This window comes from Hymenobacter sp. PAMC 26628 (assembly GCF_001562275.1).
In the GTDB taxonomy this organism is placed as follows: Bacteria; Bacteroidota; Bacteroidia; order Cytophagales; family Hymenobacteraceae; genus Hymenobacter.
This window is the reverse complement of sequence record NZ_CP014304.1, coordinates 3968623-3980773: the sequence shown is the minus strand read 5'-3', so window position 1 is coordinate 3980773 and position 12151 is coordinate 3968623. Positions and strand designations below refer to the sequence as shown.

Below are 12151 nucleotides of genomic sequence, written 5' to 3'. Positions count from 1 at the left end.
AGCGGAACGCGAAAGGTGGGGCAAGCAAACCGCAAAGGAAACGGAATTGGCCGCGCTACACCCGTTGCAGCCACCACAGCTCCACGGCCAGGGGGCCCCCGGCATACAGCACCGGGGCCCCGGCGGGCGTGGGCAGGCCGTGCGCCTCAACCAGGTTGGAATCGAATTCCAGCAGCTCGGCTTCGCGCAACGGCCAGGCTTCGTGGTGGATGCGGCCGCGGTAGAGCCGGGGGCCCCAGGCCGCGTACAGGCAGTAGCGCTCGGTGAGGAAAAACGCCAGCGAGCCGGGCGCGGTGGCTTCGGGCGGCAGCAGCTCGCCCACGCGCCAGGTGGCGGCGAAGTGCGCGGCCGGGGCCCCGCCGTGGGTGCGGCGGGCGGTGTAGCGCACCTGGTCGGGGGCGGGGCGGGCCAGTGCCATGCGGGCGCGCAGGTAGGGCAGGTGGAACACCGTGCGCGCCGCCCACACGGCCAGGGCGTTGGTGGCGTCGAGCGACAAAAACCACACGCCGGGCACGCCGTCGAGGTGCACGTAGGTGCGCACGTTCAGCTCCAGGAACTGGTTGGCCCCGGGGATGGGCGGCGTGAAGCGGGTGCGCACGTCCCACATCCGAAACGGCACAATGGCCAGCCAGGCGTGGCCGTCGTGCAGGTCGAGGGCCAGGCGCGGGGGCAGGAAGGGGGCCAGCAGCGCCGGCGGCACCGGCCAGTGCATAAACAGCAAGTCGCCCCAGCGTTGGCGCATCAGCGGGGGGCCGGCGGGGGGCTGGCGCAGGGCCAAGCGGCTGGCCAGGGTGGGAGCAGGAGTGGGCGGGAGGGGCATGGGCCCCTACAACCGCCGCTGGGCTTCAATTGTGTGGCCGGGGCCCCCGATTCTGGGCGGTGCAGGCTACGGGCTGCCAAACAACGCGGTGCGCCGGCGGGCAAAGTGCGTTAGTACCGGGGCACGGAGGGGTCTACTTCGCAGCTCCAGGCGTCGATGCCGCCGCGCAGGTTCAGCAGGTTGGTGCGGCCGTGGCGCGACTGCAAGTAGCCGAGGGCCTGGGCCGAGCGCACGCCGTGGTGGCAGATAAGCACTACCTCGCCCGCGGTGGGCACCTCGTCGGTGCGCTGGGGCAGCTCGTCGAGGGGAAGTAGTGCGCTGCTGGGCAGGTGGCAGTAATCGAACTCGATGGGGTCGCGCACGTCAACCAGGTGAAGCGAGTCGCCGGCGGCGAGGCGAGTGGCGAGTTGAATTGGACTAATAGCGGCAATATTCATAAAATAACCAAGCGAACAGACAACAAAGATAGGCTCGCCGCGAAAGCTCACTCCGGCAAAAAATCCAATTTGGGACAAAACTGATTTAAATCAATAGATCCGGAATGAAGCTGGTGACGTAGTGCGGTGGTAATCGGCCCAGTAGCCAGCACCTTTGCCCCGGCAAAGCGGCGTTTTTGCTGCTTTCTTCTCGAAAACTTAACCTACGCTATGCTCCGCCTTGCGCTGACTGGCCCGGAATCGACGGGTAAATCGACGCTGAGCCAGCAGCTGGCCGCCTACTACGGGGCCCCTTGGGTGCCCGAATACGCCCGCGCCTACCTCGCCGGCCGCCGGCCGCCCTACGCCCTGGCCGACCTCGAAGCCATTGCCCACGGCCAGCTGTCCGCCGAGGCCGCGGCCGAAGCCGCCGGCGGGGCCCTGCTGGTGTGCGACACCAACCTGCTGGTAATCAAGGTGTGGGCCGAGCACGCCTTTGGCCACTGCCCCGCCTGGATTGCCGCCGCCGTGGCCCAGCCGCGCTACGACCTGGTGCTGCTGCTGGGCGTGGACGTGCCCTGGGAGCCCGACCCGCTGCGCGAGCACCCGCAGCTGCGCCAGCATTTCTACGACCGCTACCGCGACGAGCTGCGCGCGGGCCCCGACCCGTTTGCCGAAATTTGGGGGCCCCCAGCGCAGCGCCTGGCCGCGGCCCAGCAGCTGGTAGACGGGCTGCTGCGCGCCGCGCGCCCGGCCGTAGCTTAGGGGGCCTAAACCATTGCCTTCGCTACTGCCCGCGCCATGCCCGCCCTTGTTCTTGCCAATGCCCAGTGCCGGGCCACCTTCGCCGCCCACGGGGCCGAGCTGACCGGCTTTGTTGCCGCCGCCACCGGCCTGGAGTACGTGTGGCCCGCCGACCCCGCCGTGTGGGGCCGCCACGCGCCGGTGCTGTTCCCCATTGTGGGGCGCCTGCCCGACGACACCTACCTGCACCAGGGCCAGGCCTACCGCCTGGGCCAGCACGGCTTCGCCCGCGACCAGGAATTTGCCGTGCTGCGCCACACCGCCGACGAGCTGGCCTTCCGCCTCACGGACTCGGCCGAAACCCGCGCCAACTACCCGTTTGCCTTTGAGCTGACCATTACCTACGCCCTGCGCGGCACCGCCCTGGCCATGCGCTGGGACGTGCGCAACCCCGCCAGCGCCCCCGGCGACGACCTATTGTTTAGCATCGGGGCCCACCCGGCGTTTCGGTGCCCACTGCTGCCGGGCGAACGGTTCGAGGATTATTACTTCGAGTTCGACCACCCCGTGACGCTCAGCAAGCAGCTGCTGCGCGGCGGCCTGCGCAGCGGCGAAACCGCCCCCGTGCTGCACCAACAAGCCACGCTGCCCCTCACCTACGAGCTGTTTGCCGACGACGCGCTGGTGTTCGCCGGCTACGATTTCACGCGCGTGGCACTGCGGGCCCACGGCGCGCCGCACTTCGTGCGCCTGCGCTTCGACGGCTTTCCCTACCTCGGGCTGTGGACGAAGGGCCCCGGCGCGGCGTTCGTATGCATCGAGCCTTGGCACGGCGTGGCCAGCTCCGTAGGGCCCCCGCAGGAGCTGCGCGATAAGGAGGGCATCCTCACGCTGGGCCCCGGCCAGGCATTTGCGGCTGCCTACGAAATAGAGATTGGCTGAGCTGCCGGGGTGAGCATTAAGCCTGGGGCCCCCGGCACGGTTTAAAGGAAAATTTATTGATTTAATACAACAGTCATGCTCATCTGTCGTCCGCGCAGCCGAAGCATCTCTCCCGCAGCAGTAATCAATAAGTTAGTCAGCGGGAGAGATGCTTCGGCTGCGCGGACGACAGATGAGCATGACCGTGTAATATAGTATTTAGCTAATTCCAATAACTCACTATCCATTCGCCTCTTTTTGCTGCGTGATGCCGTTCCGTGCGTGGTTTTGCTTGTTGATGGCCGGGGCGCTGCGCGTGGCCGGGGCCCCGGCCCAGGTGCCGAACCAGGCGCCAGCCGACAGCCTACGCGCCGGAGTCCCCGTGCCTGTGCGCCACCCCATGGCTTCGCCCGCCGACGTGGTGGATGCCCTGAACGCAGCGGTGCCCCGGCTGCGGCTGCCTCCGCACGACTCGCTGGCCCTGGCCCGGGGCGGTAATTTTTTGGCGCTGCTGCCGGCCGTGGGCTACTCGCAGCAAACCGGCGTGCTGGCCGAAGTGGCGGCCAACGTGGCCTTCCGCCGGCCGGGGGCCAACATGTCGACGGTGCTGGGGGCCCTCATCTACACGGCGCGGGCGCAGGCCATTGCCACGGTCGCGGCAACGGTGTGGGCGGCCGACAACCGCTGGAGTTTTGCCAGCGACTACCGCGTCATGCACTACCCACAAAGCACCTACGGCCTGGGCATGCACACCAGCACCACCGAGCAGGTGACAACGATGGACTACGACTACTTGCGCGCCTACCAGACCGCGTTGCGCCGCCTAGCCCCCAACCTCTACGCTGGCCTGGGGGTGCAGCTCGACGACCATTGGAACATCGTGAGCCGCAACGGTGCCCGCCAGGTCAGGACTATCTCGCACTACCGCGACGGCGTCCAGGGCCGCTCCCTGTCGGTGGGCCCCACGCTGAATTTGCTCTACGACAGCCGGGCCAACGCCATCAACCCGGCCGGTGGCGCCTACCTCAGCGCCGTGTTTCGGCCCAACCGCCAGTCCCTGGGCAGCACCACCAACTACGAAACCCTGTTGCTCGAAGGCCGCGCCTACCTGCACCCCAGCCGCCGCTCGGCCAACGTGCTGGCCTTCTGGTCGTACAACGCCCTGACTTTGCGGGGCAACCCGCCGTTTCTGGACTTGCCCAGCACCGGCTGGGACACGTCGAGCAACCTCGGCCGGGGCTACATCCAGGGCCGGTTTCGGGGCAAAAACCTGCTCTACCTCGAAAGCGAGTACCGCTTCGGCCTCACCCGCAACCACCTGCTGGGCGGCGTAGTATTCGCCAACGCCCAAGCCGTGTCGGAAGACGCCCAGCGGCCCGGCGAGCCCATCGCCAAGCGCTACGACAAGGTGGCCCCGGCCGTGGGCGCCGGCCTGCGCATCAACCTCAACAAAGTGGCGCACACCAATTTGGGTATCGACTACGCCCGCGGCATCCAGGGCTCTAGCAGCCTCTCGTTCAACGTGGGCGAGGTGTTTTAATTTTCGAATGTGGGAGGATGTGAAAAATATGGGAGAATGTGAAAAATGAGGAGAGCGTATCTCCTAAATCTTCACATTCCCCCGCATTCTGCCCACATTTAAAAAATCAGGCGCCTACGCGCGGGCGGTTGTAGTCGGGCTCCCAATCGTTGATGGGGCGCGAAATGCCGGGGGGCAGGTCAAGGTCGGGCAGGCCGGGGTCGTGGGGTTCGCCGCCGTCGTCGTCGCCATCGGGCGGCGGCGGTGGGGGCCCCACGCGGCGGCGCGGCACCACGAGCACGAACAGCAGCACGGCACAAAGCACAACGGCGTAGAGAAGCTGGTACATAGCAGGCGAGCAGAGAAAAAACGGCCGGACTAACAACGGCTAAAACCGCCGCTGTGTTTCGGCGGCCCGATACTCTAAATTAATTGATTTCCACCAATAAGCTAGCCGCCCTGGCATAAAAAAAGTTGTGGGGCCCCCGAATGGTTCCCGCCCGCCTTACCTTTGCGGCCTGTTTAGGGGTGCTGGCGTTGTGCACGACGCCGGCTGAGATGATACCCATCGAACCTGAACCGGGTAATGCCGGCGAAGGGAAATAAACAATCCGCGGACGTTTCCGCCCTGGCTCCGACCCCTGGGGCCCGGGTGCGTTCTACCTTTTTCCACCGTTTTTTGAAAACTCTACCCTTTGCGGGGGCCGCGCTGCTGGCGCTGGCCGCCGCGCCGGCGTGGGCGCAAGGCCCCGTGTCCGGCACCCTTACCGATGGCCGGGGCGCGGCCCTGCCCGGCGCCACCGTCACCCTCCCCGATGTGCCCGGCCTGGGCGCCACCACCGACGCCGCCGGCCGCTTCGTGCTGCCGGCCGTGCCTGCGGGGCCCCACACGCTGCGGGCCAGCTACGTGGGCTTTGCGGCGCTGGCCCTGCCGCTGCAGGGCCAGCCGGGGCCCCAGCAGCTGCCCGCGCTGGCCCTGGCCACGGCCCGCAACCTCACGCCCGAGGCCGTCGTCACGGCCACCCGCGCCAACGAGCGTACCGGCACCGCCTACCAAAACGTGAGCCGCGAGCAGCTCCAGGCCCGCAACTTCGGCCAGGACATTCCCTACCTGCTCGACCAAACGCCGAGCGTCGTCACGACCTCCGACGCGGGCACCGGCGTGGGCTATACCGGCATCCGCATCCGCGGCACGGATGGCACGCGCATCAACGTGACCCTCAACGGGGTGCCGGTAAACGAGGCCGAAAGCCACGGCGTGTTCTTCGTCGATTTGCCCGATTTGGCGTCGTCCGTGCAGAGCATCCAGGTGCAGCGCGGGGCGGGACCCAGCACCAATGGTGCGGGGGCCTTCGGGGCCAGCTTGAACGTGGAAACCCTGGGCCTGCGCTCCAAGGCCTACGCCGAGATTAATAACTCGGCCGGCTCGTTTGGCACCTGGAAAAGCACGGTGGCCGCTGGCACGGGCCTCATCAACAACCACTTCACGGTGGACGCCCGCGCCTCGCGGGTGCAGAGCGACGGCTACATCGACCGCGGTTCGTCGCGGCTGAAGTCGCTGTACCTGGCCGGCACGTACTCCGACGAAAAAACTCTACTTCGGGCCCTCATCATCACTGGCTACGAAACCACCTACCAAAGTTGGTATGGCCTGGCCGACTCACTGCTCACCAAAAACCGCCGCTACAACGAGGCTGGCACCGACGCCGGCCAGCACCTGCCGGCCTATAAGAACCAGACCGACAACTACCAGCAGGACTACTACCAGTTTCTGATTTCGCGGCAATTAACGCCCAACCTCAACCTGAGCGTGACGCCCTTCTGGACGCGCGGCGGCGGCTACTATGAGGAGTACAAAGCCAACCAGGAATTCGCCAAGTACGGCATCGGGGGCCCCGTGTACCAGCCGCGCAACGGCGGCGGATTCGACACCCTGACAACCACCGACGTGATTCGCCGGCGCTGGCTGAAAACCGACCTCTACGGCGCCACTTACGCCCTGCAATTGCAGTCCCAAGGCACCGAGTCGCGCCTGCAATCCTTCACCCTGGGCGGGGCCCTGGTGAACTACCGCGGCCAGCACTTCGACGAGCTGACCTGGGCTCAGCGCGGCAATAACATTCCCGAAACCGGCACGCCCTACTACCAAGAGCCCAACGCCCACAAGCTCGACGTGAACAGCTACGCCCGCGCCACGGTGGCGCTGGGTGAGCGGCTGTCAGCCTTCGGCGACTTGCAATTTCGGTATGTGAACTACGAGCTGTTTGCGCCCGACGGCAGCCCCAACGGCGGCAAGAGCCAGCAAACCATCAAGTTCAATTTCCTGAACCCCAAGGCCGGCCTCACCTACCAGGTGAAGGACGGGCTGGCGGCCTACGCCTCCTACGCCCTGGCCCAGCGCGAGCCCACCCGCACCGACTACACCGACACGCCCGCCGACCGCCGCCCCACCTCCGAAACGCTCAACAACTTCGAGCTGGGCCTCCGCCGCACCACGGGCCCCATCCAGTGGTCGGCCAACTACTACCTGATGCTGTACCGCAACCAGCTGGTGCTCAGCGGCCACCTCGACGACGTGGGCAACCCCATCCACGCCAACGTGCGCGACTCCTACCGCACCGGCCTGGAGCTGCAAGCCGCCGCGGTGCTGGCCCGGGGCCTCACCTTCAGCCCCACGGCCACGTTCAGCCGCAACAAAATCAACAACTACACCGACTACCTGGCCGACTACGACAACGGCGGCGAGCGGGGCACGGCCTTCCAGCAAACCAACATTTCGTTCTCGCCCAGCGTCACCTTCGCCTACACCCTGGAGTACGAGCCGCTGCCCGGCCTGCGCCTGGCCACGCTGGCCCGCTACGCCGGCCGCCAGTACCTCGACAATACCAGCACCGAGAGCCGCAGCATCGCGCCCTACTACGTGCAAGATGTGCGCGTGCGCTACCTCTGGCACCCCGAGAAGCTGGGCTTCCGCGAGATTGAGTTGGCCGGCCTGCTCAACAACGTGTTCGGGGCCCGGTACGTGAACAACGGCTACACCTACGGCTACATCAGCGGCGGCCAAACCCAGTATTACAGCTACTACTACCCGCAGGCCTTCACCAACTTCCTGGCCTCGGTGAACCTGCGCTGGTAGCCGGTGCCAAGCGCGGCACTGGGGCCCCAGGGGCTCCGATACCGGCGTGGTATCTTTGCGAATATAACCATAGGGCCACCCGGTAGTTATCGGGTGGCCCTACGCGTAGTCCCATGCTTCGTCTTTTCGCTTTCTTCCTGCTGCTGGCTACTGGGGCCCCAGCCGTGGCCGCGCCGGCCCCGGGCCCCGCGCCGCTCACCATTGCGGCGGCGGCCGATTTGAAGTACGTGCTCGATTCGCTGCTGACAATTTTCAACCGCCAGCACCCCGCCGCTAAGGTCAGCGTGGTGTACGGCTCGTCGGGCCGATTTTATGAGCAAATCAGCCACGGGGCCCCGTTCGATATTTTCTTTTCGGCCGACGGCGACTACCCCCTGCGCTTGCAGCGGGCCGGGCTCACGGCCGGGGCCCCGCAGCCCTACGCCCTGGGCCGCCTGGTGCTGTGGAGCAAAAAGCTGGACCCCAACGCGAAGGGCCTGAACACGCTGCTCGACCCGCGGGTGCAGCGCATTGCCCTGGCCAACCCCGCCCACGCCCCCTACGGCCGCCGAGCCGAGGAGGTGCTGCGCCACTACCAGCTCTACGACCGGGTGAAGCCCAAGCTGGTGCTGGGCGAGAACATTGGCCAAGCCGCCCAGTACGCCGCCACCGGGGCCGCCGATGTGGGCCTGCTGGCCTACTCGCTGGCCCTCAGCCCGGAGCTGCGCCGCGCCGGCCGCTTCTACCTCATCCCCGCCGCCGCCCACCAGCCCTTGCAGCAGCGCTACGTGCTGCTGAAGCAGGCCCAGGGCAACGCCACGGCCGCCGCGTTTGCGGCCTTCGTGGCCAGCCCGGTGGCCCGCCAGGCGATGAAAAAGTATGGCTTCAGCCTTTAGTCCATGCCCCCCGACTACTGGCAAACCCTACAACTAACGCTGGTGCTAGCGGCCAGCACCACGGCGCTGCTGCTGGTGCTGGGCGTGCCGCTGGCCTACTGGCTGACGCACGCGCGCTTCCGCGGCAAGCCGCTGGTGGAGGCCGTGGTGAGCCTGCCGCTGGTGCTGCCGCCCACCGTGATTGGGTTTTACCTGCTGCTGGCGTTCAGCGACGGTACGGCGCTGGGGCGCTTCCTTATTAATACGCTGGGGCTGAGCCTCAACTTTACGTTTGCCGGCATTTTGGTGGGGTCGATGGTGTACAATCTGCCGTTCATGATGCAGCCGCTCCAGGCCGGTTTTCAGCAGGTTCCCCGCTCGCTCCGCGAGGCGGCCTACACGCTGGGCAAGTCGCGCCTCACCACGCTGGGGCGGGTGCTGCTGCCCAACATGAAGCCTGCTTTGCTCAGCGGCGCCGTGCTCACTTTTGCCCACACGCTGGGCGAGTTTGGGGTGGTGCTGATGATTGGCGGCAACCTGCCGGGCCGGACCCGCGTGGCCTCCATCGCCATCTACGACGAGCAGCAGAGCCTGCACTACGCCCAAGCCAATGCCTACGCTCTCACGCTGCTGGCGCTGGCGTTTGGCATTTTGGTGGGCCTGTTTTACCTGACCAAGCGGGACGCCACCCGCCGCCTGCTTTGAGCTTGCCCCGTGATTGATTTCCACCTCCTCAAAGCCCTGCACACCACCGCCGGTCCCCGCACCCTCGACGTGCGCCTGTCCCTGGCCCCCGGCGAACTGGTGGCCCTGAGCGGCCCCTCGGGCGCCGGCAAAACCACCCTGCTGCGCCTGCTCGCCGGCCTCGACCGGCCCGACAGCGGCTTCGTGCGGACCGAAAACCAGGTCTGGTACGACCACGACACGCGCCAGTGGCTGCCGCCCCAGCGGCGCCCGCTGGGCTTCGTGTTTCAGGACTACGCCCTGTTTCCGAACATGACGGTGCGCGAAAACCTGGCCTTTGCTGCCGCTGGCCAGCCCGGTGCGGGGCCCCTGGTGGCCGAGCTGCTGGACCTGCTGGAGCTAACCGCGCTGGCCTCGCGCCACCCGGGGGCCCTGTCGGGGGGCCAGCAGCAACGCGTGGCGCTGGCCCGGGCCCTGGCCCGCCGCCCGCGCCTGCTGCTGCTCGACGAGCCCCTGGCCGCCCTCGACCTGCCCACCCGCCTGCGCCTCCAGCAGGTGCTGGCCGACGCGCACCAGCGGTTCGGCCTCACCACGCTGCTCATCAGCCACGACCCGGCCGAAATTGTCCGCCTCGCCCACCGCGTGGTTGAGCTGGACCTGGGCCAGGTGCGCCGCGTGGGGCCCCCGCTGCTGGAGCCCCCGGGCCCCGTGGCGGGCCGGGTGGTGGCGGTGCTGCCCGGCGGCCGCCTGCGCGTGCAGCTGGCCGGGGGCCCCACCCTCGTGGACGTGCCCGCGCCCCCCGGCCGCACCTACGCCCCCGGCGACGAGTTGGCGCTGACGGTGAGCGTAGAATAGGGCCCCCGCCCAGGCCTGCGGGTGAACGTCCGGCGGCCTGGCTTGTTACCTTTACTCCTCCCATCCTTTCTTCGCCATGTCCTCCATCGCCGACGTCCTTGCCCCCGAAGCCAAAGCCCACACCGCCCAGGGTGGCAGCACCAACGCCAACGGCTTCACCGATTACTTCGACCTCGACGGCCTGCTCACCGAGGAGCACATCCTTGTGCGCCAGAGCATCCGCGACTTCGTGAAAAAGGAGATTTCGCCCAGCATCGAGAAGTGGGCCCAGCAGGCGCATTTCCCCTCCGAAATCGTGCGCAAGTTTGGCGACGTGGGGGCCTTTGGGCCCACCATCCCTACCGAGTACGGCGGCGGCGGCATGGACTACATCAGCTACGGCCTGATCATGCAAGAAATCGAGCGCGGCGACTCCGGCATGCGCTCCACGGCCTCGGTGCAGGGCTCGCTGGTGATGTTCCCCATCTACCAGTACGGCTCGGAGGCGCAGCGGCGCAAGTTCCTGCCCAAGCTGGCCAGCGGCGAGTGGCTGGGCTGCTTCGGCCTGACGGAGCCCGACCACGGCTCGAACCCCGGCGGCATGACCACCAACATCAAGGACGCCGGCGACCACTACGTGCTGAACGGTGCCAAGCTCTGGATTTCCAACTCGCCCGAGTGCCAGGTGGCCGTAGTCTGGGCCAAAAACGAGCAGGGCCGCATCAAGGGCGTCATCGTCGAGCGCGGCATGGAAGGCTTCACCACCCCCGAAATCCACAACAAGTGGAGCCTGCGCGCCAGCGTCACCGGCGAGCTGGTGTTCGACAACGTGAAGATTCCCAAGGAGAACATCCTGCCCAACATCGAAGGCCTCCGGGGCCCCCTCAGCTGCCTCGACTCGGCCCGCTTCGGCATCGCCTGGGGCGCCATCGGCGCGGCCATCGACTGCTACGAATCGGCCCTGAAGTACAGCCTCCAGCGCGAGCAGTTCGGCAAGCCCATCGCTAGCTTCCAGCTCCAGCAAAAGAAACTGGCCGAGATGATCACCGAAATCACCAAGGCCCAGCTCCTGGCCTGGCGCCTGGGCGTGCTCAAAAACGAAGGCAAGGCCACCAGCGCCCAAATCAGCATGGCCAAGCGCAACTCCGTGGACATGGCCCTGCACGTGGCCCGCGAGGCCCGCCAAATCCACGGTGGCATGGGCATCACCGGCGAGTACCCCATCATGCGCCACATGATGAACCTCGAATCCGTCGTGACTTATGAGGGTACGCACGACATCCACCTGCTCATCACCGGGGCGGATATTACGGGTATCCAGGCGTTTAAGTAGGGACGTTTTATAGTCTTGTAAAAAGCCGTTCTATATATAGAACGGCTTTTTGCGTTCTCACTTCCAATGAAAAAGTCTATCTGTTTTCTGTTGTTGCTTTTGCCCGGAATAATGGCAGTCCACGCCCAGCAGGTACCTGAAAAACTGAAGTATCAGTTGGCTGAATCCATTTTACAGGAGCTTTCTTCAAATTTTGTCTATGCGAAGCGCAGTCCCGACGGTCGGTATTACCGACAACCCCCGATGGCAACCGATACTCCAGTCGTGCGGCTGCTGTTACTAGACCATGCGTCCTCGACCGATGCTGATTACCAAATTGTGCTGGCCAGCGAGGGAACCTCTGAGCACGCCCAGGCAATAAAATATTTCTCTTCTGCTGATGTGGCCTACATGTGCACGCAGCTGCCGGCCGACAAGCTGTTCAAATTTGAACAAGCTAAAATCCGCGAATCCTGGGTTACGGTGATTCCACTTGATACCATAACAGCTATAGATCAAAGACTGGGATGGCGGGCGCGTTTTTTGGCGCGCGACTCGTTGTTCCAGCGCTACGGCAGCGATAAAACCTTTACCATCTGGGGCTTTCTGTTTTCGAAAAACCATAAGCGGGCGCTGGTAAATGTTGGTACGGGTGATGGGTGGGAAACTTGCGTCTATACCAAGGCAGGAACAGCTTGGCATAAGGAAGCAACTCTCTATATGGTTGATTACTAAAATGTTTTTGCTCTTCCGTTTATGGTAAAGTAGAAATAGCCTCAATTGGCAAAGGTGAAATAGCATACTTGCTGAAGGACGTTGCGGAGGAGTGACTGGCAAATTTTGAGCACAAAGCCGAAGCTTACGGTTGCTGGGGCCCCTAGCGCTTATCATACTGCCGCTCCCCAATAATT

12 protein-coding genes and 1 riboswitch are annotated in these 12151 nt (G+C 65.5%); of the genes, 9 read left to right on the top strand and 3 right to left on the bottom strand.

Features of this window, described 5'->3' with window-relative positions:
- Positions 1 to 55 precede the first annotated feature (55 nt).
- Both AXW84_RS17270 and AXW84_RS17265 read right to left on the bottom strand, forming a co-directional pair.
- Complete coding sequence (locus tag AXW84_RS17270; RefSeq protein ID WP_068236072.1) at positions 56 to 820, bottom strand: YqjF family protein; 765 nt, start codon at positions 818 to 820, stop codon at positions 56 to 58.
- A 110-nt stretch (positions 821 to 930) separates the two neighbouring features.
- Positions 931 to 1257 (bottom strand): rhodanese-like domain-containing protein, encoded by a 327-nt coding sequence (locus AXW84_RS17265; protein WP_068236069.1) that lies wholly within the window; start codon positions 1255 to 1257, stop codon positions 931 to 933.
- Positions 1258 to 1467: 210 nt separating this feature from the next.
- Here AXW84_RS17265 and AXW84_RS17260 point away from each other — a divergent pair, with 210 nt between their 5' ends.
- From AXW84_RS17260 to AXW84_RS17250, 3 genes are all read left to right on the top strand, one after another.
- Positions 1468 to 2001, top strand: a complete 534-nt coding sequence (locus AXW84_RS17260; RefSeq protein WP_068236066.1) for an AAA family ATPase — start codon at positions 1468 to 1470, stop codon at positions 1999 to 2001.
- A 36-nt stretch (positions 2002 to 2037) separates the two neighbouring features.
- Positions 2038 to 2922 (top strand): aldose 1-epimerase family protein, encoded by an 885-nt coding sequence (locus AXW84_RS17255; protein ID WP_068236065.1) that lies wholly within the window; start codon positions 2038 to 2040, stop codon positions 2920 to 2922.
- A gap of 247 nt (positions 2923 to 3169) precedes the next feature.
- Complete coding sequence (locus AXW84_RS17250; protein WP_236943354.1) at positions 3170 to 4441, top strand: BamA/TamA family outer membrane protein; 1272 nt, start codon at positions 3170 to 3172, stop codon at positions 4439 to 4441.
- 106 nt (positions 4442 to 4547) lie between these two features.
- On the opposite strand, the gene AXW84_RS17245 is transcribed toward AXW84_RS17250, so the two are convergent.
- Positions 4548 to 4769 carry a hypothetical protein gene (locus AXW84_RS17245; RefSeq protein WP_068236053.1) on the bottom strand — a complete coding sequence of 74 codons (222 nt, stop codon included), beginning with the start codon at positions 4767 to 4769 and terminating at the stop codon, positions 4548 to 4550.
- A 165-nt stretch (positions 4770 to 4934) separates the two neighbouring features.
- Positions 4935 to 5038: riboswitch (TPP riboswitch) on the top strand.
- Between the two features lie 61 nt (positions 5039 to 5099).
- Between AXW84_RS17245 and AXW84_RS17240 the strand changes: the two genes are divergently transcribed.
- From AXW84_RS17240 to AXW84_RS17215, 6 genes are all read left to right on the top strand, one after another.
- Positions 5100 to 7556: a TonB-dependent receptor gene (locus AXW84_RS17240; protein WP_068236049.1), complete on the top strand. Its 2457-nt coding sequence runs from the start codon at positions 5100 to 5102 to the stop codon at positions 7554 to 7556.
- A 113-nt stretch (positions 7557 to 7669) separates the two neighbouring features.
- Complete coding sequence (gene modA / locus AXW84_RS17235) at positions 7670 to 8431, top strand: molybdate ABC transporter substrate-binding protein (RefSeq protein ID WP_082773959.1); 762 nt, start codon at positions 7670 to 7672, stop codon at positions 8429 to 8431.
- 3 nt (positions 8432 to 8434) lie between these two features.
- Positions 8435 to 9115: a molybdate ABC transporter permease subunit gene (modB, locus tag AXW84_RS17230; protein WP_068236046.1), complete on the top strand. Its 681-nt coding sequence runs from the start codon at positions 8435 to 8437 to the stop codon at positions 9113 to 9115.
- Positions 9116 to 9124: 9 nt separating this feature from the next.
- Positions 9125 to 9949, top strand: coding sequence for an ATP-binding cassette domain-containing protein (locus AXW84_RS17225; protein WP_071892230.1), 825 nt, complete (start codon positions 9125 to 9127; stop codon positions 9947 to 9949).
- A 76-nt stretch (positions 9950 to 10025) separates the two neighbouring features.
- Positions 10026 to 11261 carry an acyl-CoA dehydrogenase family protein gene (locus tag AXW84_RS17220; RefSeq protein ID WP_068236042.1) on the top strand — a complete coding sequence of 412 codons (1236 nt, stop codon included), beginning with the start codon at positions 10026 to 10028 and terminating at the stop codon, positions 11259 to 11261.
- A 66-nt stretch (positions 11262 to 11327) separates the two neighbouring features.
- Complete coding sequence (locus AXW84_RS17215) at positions 11328 to 11975, top strand: hypothetical protein (protein WP_068236040.1); 648 nt, start codon at positions 11328 to 11330, stop codon at positions 11973 to 11975.
- Positions 11976 to 12151 lie beyond the last annotated feature (176 nt).

Coding starts and splice junctions, on each gene's coding strand:
- AXW84_RS17245 (WP_068236053.1), bottom strand. CDS start 4,769: ATGTACCAGCTTCTCTACGCCGTTGTGCTTTGTGCCGTGCTGCTGTTC.
- AXW84_RS17260 (WP_068236066.1), top strand. CDS start 1,468: ATGCTCCGCCTTGCGCTGACTGGCCCGGAATCGACGGGTAAATCGACG.
- modB (WP_068236046.1), top strand. CDS start 8,435: ATGCCCCCCGACTACTGGCAAACCCTACAACTAACGCTGGTGCTAGCG.
- modA (WP_082773959.1), top strand. CDS start 7,670: ATGCTTCGTCTTTTCGCTTTCTTCCTGCTGCTGGCTACTGGGGCCCCA.
- AXW84_RS17270 (WP_068236072.1), bottom strand. CDS start 820: ATGCCCCTCCCGCCCACTCCTGCTCCCACCCTGGCCAGCCGCTTGGCC.
- AXW84_RS17250 (WP_236943354.1), top strand. CDS start 3,170: ATGCCGTTCCGTGCGTGGTTTTGCTTGTTGATGGCCGGGGCGCTGCGC.
- AXW84_RS17255 (WP_068236065.1), top strand. CDS start 2,038: ATGCCCGCCCTTGTTCTTGCCAATGCCCAGTGCCGGGCCACCTTCGCC.
- AXW84_RS17215 (WP_068236040.1), top strand. CDS start 11,328: ATGAAAAAGTCTATCTGTTTTCTGTTGTTGCTTTTGCCCGGAATAATG.
- AXW84_RS17265 (WP_068236069.1), bottom strand. CDS start 1,257: ATGAATATTGCCGCTATTAGTCCAATTCAACTCGCCACTCGCCTCGCC.
- AXW84_RS17220 (WP_068236042.1), top strand. CDS start 10,026: ATGTCCTCCATCGCCGACGTCCTTGCCCCCGAAGCCAAAGCCCACACC.